Below are 6,720 nucleotides of genomic sequence, written 5' to 3'. Positions count from 1 at the left end.
CTCGTGGCTTGGCTAAGGCATATGAGCGGCTATGGCGAAGGCTCCCGAACGAGCAACTCCCAGAACGACGTCACTAAGTCGGGCAACACCAAGTCGGGCATCGGCAGATCGGGCGGCTCCGGCACGGACGCCTGACCACGATGGCGCCGTGATCGCCGCGGACGATAGCTCCGGCGCGCTTCGTCGCCAGGTCTTATTCTGGCTCGCGACGGCGGTTCTGCTGGCGCTGTTCCTCTATGTCTTCTCGGGCATCCTCCTGCCTTTCGTCGCCGGCATGGTGCTCGCCTATTTCCTCGATCCGGTTGCCGACTGGCTGCAGCGGCTCGGCCTCTCGCGCCTTATGGCGACGGTGGTCATCCTGATCGCCTTCATCGTCGTCGTGGTGCTGGCCTTCGTCATCCTGGTGCCGGTGCTGGCCACCCAGATGGCCGATTTCGCCCGCAAGCTGCCGGAATATCTCACGCGCCTGCAGTCGCTGCTCACCAGCTTCGACCCGAAATGGCTGGAGCAGCGTTTTGGCGTCAACGCCGCCGGCCTGCGCGACGGGCTGAACTCGCTGTTGACCTCCGGTTTCAGCCTGCTCACCACCGTCTTCACCTCGATCTGGAGCTCCGGCGTGGCGCTGGTCTCGGTGGTCAGCCTGTTCGTCGTCACCCCGGTCGTGGCCTTCTACATGCTGCTCGACTGGGACCGCATGGTGGCCGAGGTCGACGGCTGGGTGCCGCGCGACCATGTCGAGACGGTGCGCGCGCTTGCCCGCGACATCAACACCGCCACGGCCGGCTTCGTGCGCGGGCAGGGCACGCTATGCCTTGTGCTCGGCGCCATGTATGCCACCGGGCTGACGCTGACCGGATTGAACTTCGCCATCCTCATCGGCTTCTTCGCCGGGGTGATCTCCTTCATCCCCTATGTCGGCTCGCTGACCGGGCTGGTGCTGGCCATCGGCGTCGCCTTCGTCCAGTTCTGGCCGGACTGGACCATGGTGGTGCTGGTTGCCTGCGTGTTCTTCGTCGGCCAGTTCATCGAGGGCAATATCCTGCAGCCCCGACTGGTCGGAAAGAGCGTCGGCCTGCATCCGGTGTGGCTGATGTTCGCGCTGTTTGCCTTCGGCGCGCTGTTCGGCTTCGTCGGCCTGTTGATTGCCGTGCCGGCCTCGGCGGCGATTGCCGTGCTGGTGCGCTTCGCCATCGCCCGCTATCTCGAATCGCCGCTCTACAAGGGTCACGCCACAGGGCCCGTGCCGCCATTGCCGGCCGATCGCGGCGGCGGCCACCGTTCGAAGCGGGGCTGACATGGCTGCTCAGCCAGCAGATACGCCGCGTCAGCTGCCGCTCGATCTCGGCCACGGCACCGGCTATTCGCGCGACGAGCTCGTCGTGTCGGGCACCAACGCGCAAGCCGCATCGCTGATCGACCGCTGGCCGGACTGGCCGTCGCCGGTGGTCGTGCTGGCCGGGCCGCCCGGCTCGGGCAAGACGCATCTCGCCCGGATATGGCAGGAGCGGGCGCATGCCGTCGCCATCGAGCCGGGCCGGATCGGCGAGCACATCGCCGGCCTGGGCATGAGGCCGGCGCTCATCGACGACGTCGACAAGACGGCGATCGATGAGCAGGGCCTGTTTCACCTGATCAACGAAGTGCGCGGCGCGGGCTCGACGCTGCTGCTTACGGCGCGGCGTTTCCCCTCGGCCTGGCGCGTCACGCTCCCCGACCTCGTCTCGCGGCTGAAAGCGGCGGCGACGATCGAGATCCACGAGCCCGACGATCTGCTGCTTGCCGGCGTCATCACAAAGCTGTTCGCCGACCGCCAGGTCGAGGTCGAGCCGCATGTGGTGCAATATCTGGTGCGCCGCATCGAGCGTTCGCTCGGCACCGCCATGCGTGTCGTCGAGCGCCTCGACCGCGCCGCGCTTGAGCGCAAGACGCCGATCACCCGGGCGCTCGCGGCGGAGACGGTCAGCGCTATGGACGAGGGGCAGGGCGAGTTCGATATCTAGGCCTTTCCCTTCTCCCCTTGCGGGAGAAGGTGGCCGCTAAGCGGCCGGATGAGGGGTGCTCCAGGGAAAGCCGACGTCTCACTCCGCTGGAATACCCCTCATCCGTCTCGGCGCTGCGCACCGATCCACCTTCTCCCACAAGGGGAGAAGGGAAAAATTACGCCCATAGCCCGGCCAGATGCCGAGCCAAAAGATACACGCCCGTATGCGCCGCGATGTAACAGGCGGCGACAAGGACGAAGACCATCAGGCCGGCGGACCGCGACCGGGCGACGCCGCTCTGCCGCTTGCTCGGCCGGTTGTTCCAGACCCACAGAGCGGCGCACAGGATTGCCCAGGCGACCATGACCGGAACCGCGAAGCCGTAATAGGCCAGGTAGGCCGGACCGATCAGCGACAGCAGCGCCTCGAGCACGGGCATCGACAATCCCCCTTTGTCCGAAGTCTAGACCGGTGACAAAGTTGGGAGCGAGGGGGATTGTTCGAGCCGCGTCCCGGCTTGTGCGGCATCTGTGGGAGCGTGCGGCGTAGCCGTCCCATTCCGGAACAGTCTTTCCGGCATCAGTCTTGCAACACCGACAGTGCCGGTTGATCCCGGCCCCGGTCGCGTTCCAGATCGGGTTGTAGGCTCGCCGGGCTTGAGGTTGTTGGGGACTCGCCCGGCGGGTTTACCCGTCTCCGTGTTCACACCACAGGTTTGATTTCAACCCGGACGGGACTGTTGGGGATCGGCACTCAGCCCGTGCTGCCGTGTCTGGCGAGCAGGCGTAGCACCTGAACGCTGTTGGGCAACTCGATGAGAAATTCCTCGTCACGGTCTAGATGGTGGATCTTGGTGGGATCGCCGCCGGTGAAGCGCGCCATTGCCTCGTTATTCTCCCAATAGGAGATTGTCATGAACTCCGAATAGGTCGGCGTGTCCTCGCGGAAGGTCTGGACACCGAGCGCCTTCTCGATCAGCGGCTTGATGCCGACCTCGTAGTTGTAGGCCTCATATGCGTCGGCTTTGTCGGGCAAGGTTCTGCCGCGCCAGATGCGCGCGATGGTCGGAGTTTTCGCATTGCCGGTCATGGCAACCGAAACTTGCGAAGGCTGACATGGTTCCAGGAGAGTGAGGCCAAGAGCCCTTCTGGTCAGGCCCTGGGCCGCTAGACCGGCACGGCAATTTTTTGGGGGAAAGCGATGGTCGGAGTGGCGTGATTCGAACACGCGACCCCCTGATCCCAAATCAGGTGCGCTACCAGGCTGCGCTACACTCCGACGTCCCGCGGCGTATAGGGGGCGCACGCCCGGAAGGCAACACAAAAACAGAGCGCGGTTCGATCCGGCCGATGATGCTGTCCAGGCAGCCTAGAGATCGACCTTGGCGACGTTGTCCTTGTACTCCTCCTTCGGATCGTAGCCGAGCAGCATCTTGATACCGGAGACGACGCTGGAGGCGTCGAGCCAAATCTCGGCCTGTTCAGCCTCGAAGCGAAGCAGCGTCAGCTTCGGATCGTCCCTGCCGCCTTCGAACCACGCTTCCACGTAGCGGTTCCACAGCCGGTCGATCACGACCCGGTCGTTATCGATCTGCAACCGGCCTTGCACCGTTGCAAAAAGGTCATGACCCTTGGATACAAACGTCGCCGTTGCCTGGCTGCCGGAGGAAAGTCCAAGCACAAGCTCGGTTTCCCTGGCGGTGAAGAACCAGATCGGGCCCCTGGCCTCGGCTTCCAGTTGCGCCGTCATGGGGCGCGGGATGATGTTCGAGCCGTCAAGCCCGATCATCATTGTCATATCCGATTTCAGGGCTTTCCAGAATTTTGCTTCGAGCTCATCGGGCGTCGGCATCTCGCTTCCTTTCATCAGAGAAAGGCAAACGACCGACCGTCTTGTCTGTTCCTTGTAGCGCGCTCAGCTCTTCAGGCCAGTGATCTTCCTGGCGATCGCCGCGGCCTGGATTGTTGAGTTGGCGAAGCAGCCGCGAATGCTGGGCCGCATGCCGGTGAACCAGAGCCCGGGCAGCTTCGGGTCGTTTGCGGCGCCGTTGAACAGCGGCACGCCCTTGGCGTCGAGCACGCCGAGCTTGCCCAGCATCGGTTCCAGTCCAGTGCGGTAGCCGGTGGCGGCGATGACGATGTCGGGCGCTATTCGCTGGCCATTGTCGAGCACGACGCCGTCGCGCCTGAATGCGCGCAACTGCGGCACGACGATGATGCGCCCGGCCTTGATGGCCTCGACCGCGCCGTCGTCGGCCGCGATCGCGGTATAGTCGGAGCCGAGCCGGCTGGCGCCGCCCGACGGGGCAGGGGGCAGGCCGTATTTCGTCAGATCTCCGAACACCAGGCGCTGCGTTGCCGCCATGACCGCGTCGGCGAGCCATGTGGGCAGGTTGGCCATGAGCGGCGATATGCGGTGCACCGCGATCTTGCCGATGCGCTTGGGCAGCAGCGAAGGTCCGTTGCGCGCCGAAAGCCAGATCTGGCCGGTCTCGACACGGGAAAGATGGTTGAGCGCATCGAAGCCGGAATTGCCGGCGCCGACCACCAGCACCTTCTTGCCGGCATAGTCGCTTGCCTTTCCGAAATCGGCCGAATGGATGATCCTGCCGGAAAAATCGTCCATGCCTGTCCAGGCCGGGATGAAGGGCTGCCGGTCCCGTCCGGTGGCGATCACCACATATCGCGCCGCCTTCAAGCCCTCGCTTGTCCGCAGCAGCCAATGGTCGCCTCGGAATTCGATCTCGTCGACCTCGACCCCGAAGGCGACGGGCAGCCGGTGCGTTTCGGCGAACTCATTGAGATGGCGCGCGACGGCGCTGCGGTGCGGGAACGCCGGTGTCCCCGCCGGATAGGACACGCCTGGCAATGAGGAGAGGTCGCGATGCGTGTTGAGGTGCAGATTGTCGTGGCGGCGGTGCCAGGGTTCGGCCAGCCTCTGCTCGCGCTCCAGGATCCGCGTCGTCACGCCGGCCATGGTCAACGCATGCGCGGCGGCAAGCCCGGCGGCGCCCCCGCCGACGACAATCGTACCGTCCAATATCGCTGGCTTGCCGGCCCCCGACGGCGAGACTTCCGTATCCGCGCTCATTCGTATCTTTGTCGTCGCCATCATGCCATCAAGTGGCACGACCATGTATCCGATGTATGCCGCTCGCAGGCCAAAAGGAATAGGTGCGTGTTGCAAAGCCCCCCGGCATTGTGTCGCGGATTTTGCAAGCGCCGGCTAATGAACCGGGTCGGCATGGCGATGCACCAGCTTGAACGCGCCATCCTCCAGCCGAAACACTTCCGTCACCCGCAAGGTCATCTCGGTCGCCTCGCCGTTCTTGCCGATGCGCGCCTTGGCATGCTGCAAGCCGCTCCAGAACGCCAGATCGCCGCTCGCCGACGCTTGCAGCACCTCGAGATCGGTGTTGCCGCCTTTGTGGAAGCTTGCGGCATCGCGTTCGTAACGGCCGGCAACCGCTTCGGCGCCTTCGAGATGGTCGCCGCGCGGTGAGAAGAACGTCGCCGGCCCGGCACGGGTGACGATCGCCTTCAGCGAGGCGGCATCGCCATTGACATAGTCTTCGGCGATCTTCTCGCGCTGCTTCATGAAGGCATCGAAGGACGAGCCGGCAGGATGCACCGTCCTGATCCAGCTTTCCAGGCTGGCCATGAAATTTTCGAGGAAGGTGGCGGTATCGGCATTGGTCACCGCGCCTTTGCCGTCCAGGATTTCCGCGACATTGCCGATATAGGCCTCCGGCTGCTGCATCACTGGCATGTCGAGGAAGGCGAAGGTTTGTCTCAGCGCATGATTGGCGCCGAAAGCGCCAAGCTTATGCGGTGTGACACTGACGACCCCTGCGGGCAGTCCCTTGAACACGCTCTTGCCCGATGGGCGCGAGCCGACATCAAGCGCGTTCTTCAGGCAGCCGGGGATCGAGCGGTTGTATTCCGGGGTGACGAACAGCACCGCGTCGCATTCGCGCATCGCCGCACGGAAGGCCGACCACGCCGCTGGCGGGTCGTCACCGTCCAGATCCTCGTTGTAGAGCGGCAGGTCGCCGATCTCGATGAAGCGGCAGCGCACCGAATCCGGCGCGCGGGCGGCCAGGGCCTTGGCGATCTTGCGGCTGAAGGACTGGGCGCGCAGGCTGCCGACAAGCACGGCGAGCTGCAGGACGGCATGTTCGGTTGCATTGGTCATGGCGAAACGTCCGCTTCTGATTGAGGCTGACAGGGAAGGCTTGCCCGGCCCGGCCGCCCGACCTTTCGATAATGTCGCCGGCGCGGCGAGGTTCCCCTGCGCCTTGGGAGCGCAGGGGCGCTTGCGGCCTTGCCGCCGCGGCCATTGCACAGTAATGACGGGGTTGGCGCGAGATTTCGGGCTCCCGATGGGACCCGGGAATGGCGCCGAACAACGGTGCCCGATTTCCGGGCGGCAAAGAGGTGGTCATGTCCGCGCGCATTTTCAGTCCAGCCAAAACCGCGATGCAGTCCGGCAAGGCCAAGACCGGACATTGGGTGCTGGAGTTCGATCCCGCGCAGCGCAAGAAGATCGACCCGCTGATGGGCTACACCACCTCCGGCGACATGCTGAGCCAGGTGAAGCTCACCTTCGACACGAAGGAAGAAGCGGTGGCCTATGCCGAGAAGGAAAAGATCGCCTATCGCGTCGAAGAGCCGAAGGAAGCCAAGCGCCGGCAGATTTCCTATTCGGACAATTTCCGCTATGCCCGCAGGACGCCCTG

Annotated in this window: 8 protein-coding genes and 1 tRNA gene; 3 read left to right on the top strand and 6 right to left on the bottom strand. The window is 64.5% G+C overall.

Going from position 1 to position 6,720, the window contains the following annotated elements; translation table 11 throughout:
* Positions 1 to 148 precede the first annotated feature (148 nt).
* Positions 149 to 1,294 carry an AI-2E family transporter gene (locus EOA27_RS16320; RefSeq protein WP_126078165.1) on the top strand — a complete coding sequence of 382 codons (1,146 nt, stop codon included), beginning with the start codon at positions 149 to 151 and terminating at the stop codon, positions 1,292 to 1,294.
* Between the two features lies 1 nt (position 1,295).
* Positions 1,296 to 2,000: a DnaA regulatory inactivator HdaA gene (hdaA, locus tag EOA27_RS16315; RefSeq protein WP_126078164.1), complete on the top strand. Its 705-nt coding sequence runs from the start codon at positions 1,296 to 1,298 to the stop codon at positions 1,998 to 2,000.
* A gap of 157 nt (positions 2,001 to 2,157) precedes the next feature.
* Here the strand turns inward: hdaA and EOA27_RS16310 are convergent, their stop codons facing one another.
* The 6 genes from EOA27_RS16310 to EOA27_RS40725 form a co-directional block, all read right to left on the bottom strand.
* The gene (locus EOA27_RS16310) at positions 2,158 to 2,421 is read right to left on the bottom strand and encodes a hypothetical protein (RefSeq protein WP_126078163.1); all 264 of its coding nucleotides are present in this window, start codon (positions 2,419 to 2,421) and stop codon (positions 2,158 to 2,160) included.
* Between the two features lie 314 nt (positions 2,422 to 2,735).
* Positions 2,736 to 3,071 (bottom strand): hypothetical protein, encoded by a 336-nt coding sequence (locus EOA27_RS16305; RefSeq protein WP_126078162.1) that lies wholly within the window; start codon positions 3,069 to 3,071, stop codon positions 2,736 to 2,738.
* 112 nt (positions 3,072 to 3,183) lie between these two features.
* Positions 3,184 to 3,260, bottom strand: a tRNA-Pro gene (locus tag EOA27_RS16300).
* Positions 3,261 to 3,350: 90 nt separating this feature from the next.
* Positions 3,351 to 3,833 carry a pyridoxamine 5'-phosphate oxidase family protein gene (locus EOA27_RS16295; RefSeq protein ID WP_126078161.1) on the bottom strand — a complete coding sequence of 161 codons (483 nt, stop codon included), beginning with the start codon at positions 3,831 to 3,833 and terminating at the stop codon, positions 3,351 to 3,353.
* A gap of 63 nt (positions 3,834 to 3,896) precedes the next feature.
* The gene (locus tag EOA27_RS16290; RefSeq protein WP_126078160.1) at positions 3,897 to 5,072 is read right to left on the bottom strand and encodes an NAD(P)/FAD-dependent oxidoreductase; all 1,176 of its coding nucleotides are present in this window, start codon (positions 5,070 to 5,072) and stop codon (positions 3,897 to 3,899) included.
* 135 nt (positions 5,073 to 5,207) lie between these two features.
* Positions 5,208 to 6,176, bottom strand: a complete 969-nt coding sequence (locus EOA27_RS40725; RefSeq protein ID WP_128298208.1) for an NAD(P)H-dependent oxidoreductase — start codon at positions 6,174 to 6,176, stop codon at positions 5,208 to 5,210.
* Positions 6,177 to 6,424: 248 nt separating this feature from the next.
* On the opposite strand from EOA27_RS40725, the gene EOA27_RS16280 reads away from it, so the two are divergent.
* Positions 6,425 to 6,720 (top strand): ETC complex I subunit (locus EOA27_RS16280; protein ID WP_127256689.1); only part of this gene is annotated, 296 nt, incomplete at its 3' end.

Origin of the sequence: Mesorhizobium sp. M2A.F.Ca.ET.037.01.1.1 (assembly GCF_003998075.1) — a bacterium.
Lineage (GTDB): Bacteria > Pseudomonadota > Alphaproteobacteria > Rhizobiales > Rhizobiaceae > Mesorhizobium.
The sequence above is the reverse complement of the archived record's forward strand: the minus strand, read 5'-3'. Positions and strand labels throughout refer to the sequence as shown.

Coding starts and splice junctions, on each gene's coding strand:
- hdaA (WP_126078164.1), top strand. CDS start 1,296: ATGGCTGCTCAGCCAGCAGATACGCCGCGTCAGCTGCCGCTCGATCTC.
- EOA27_RS16310 (WP_126078163.1), bottom strand. CDS start 2,421: ATGCCCGTGCTCGAGGCGCTGCTGTCGCTGATCGGTCCGGCCTACCTG.
- EOA27_RS16305 (WP_126078162.1), bottom strand. CDS start 3,071: ATGACCGGCAATGCGAAAACTCCGACCATCGCGCGCATCTGGCGCGGC.
- EOA27_RS16295 (WP_126078161.1), bottom strand. CDS start 3,833: ATGCCGACGCCCGATGAGCTCGAAGCAAAATTCTGGAAAGCCCTGAAA.
- EOA27_RS16290 (WP_126078160.1), bottom strand. CDS start 5,072: ATGAGCGCGGATACGGAAGTCTCGCCGTCGGGGGCCGGCAAGCCAGCG.
- EOA27_RS40725 (WP_128298208.1), bottom strand. CDS start 6,176: ATGACCAATGCAACCGAACATGCCGTCCTGCAGCTCGCCGTGCTTGTC.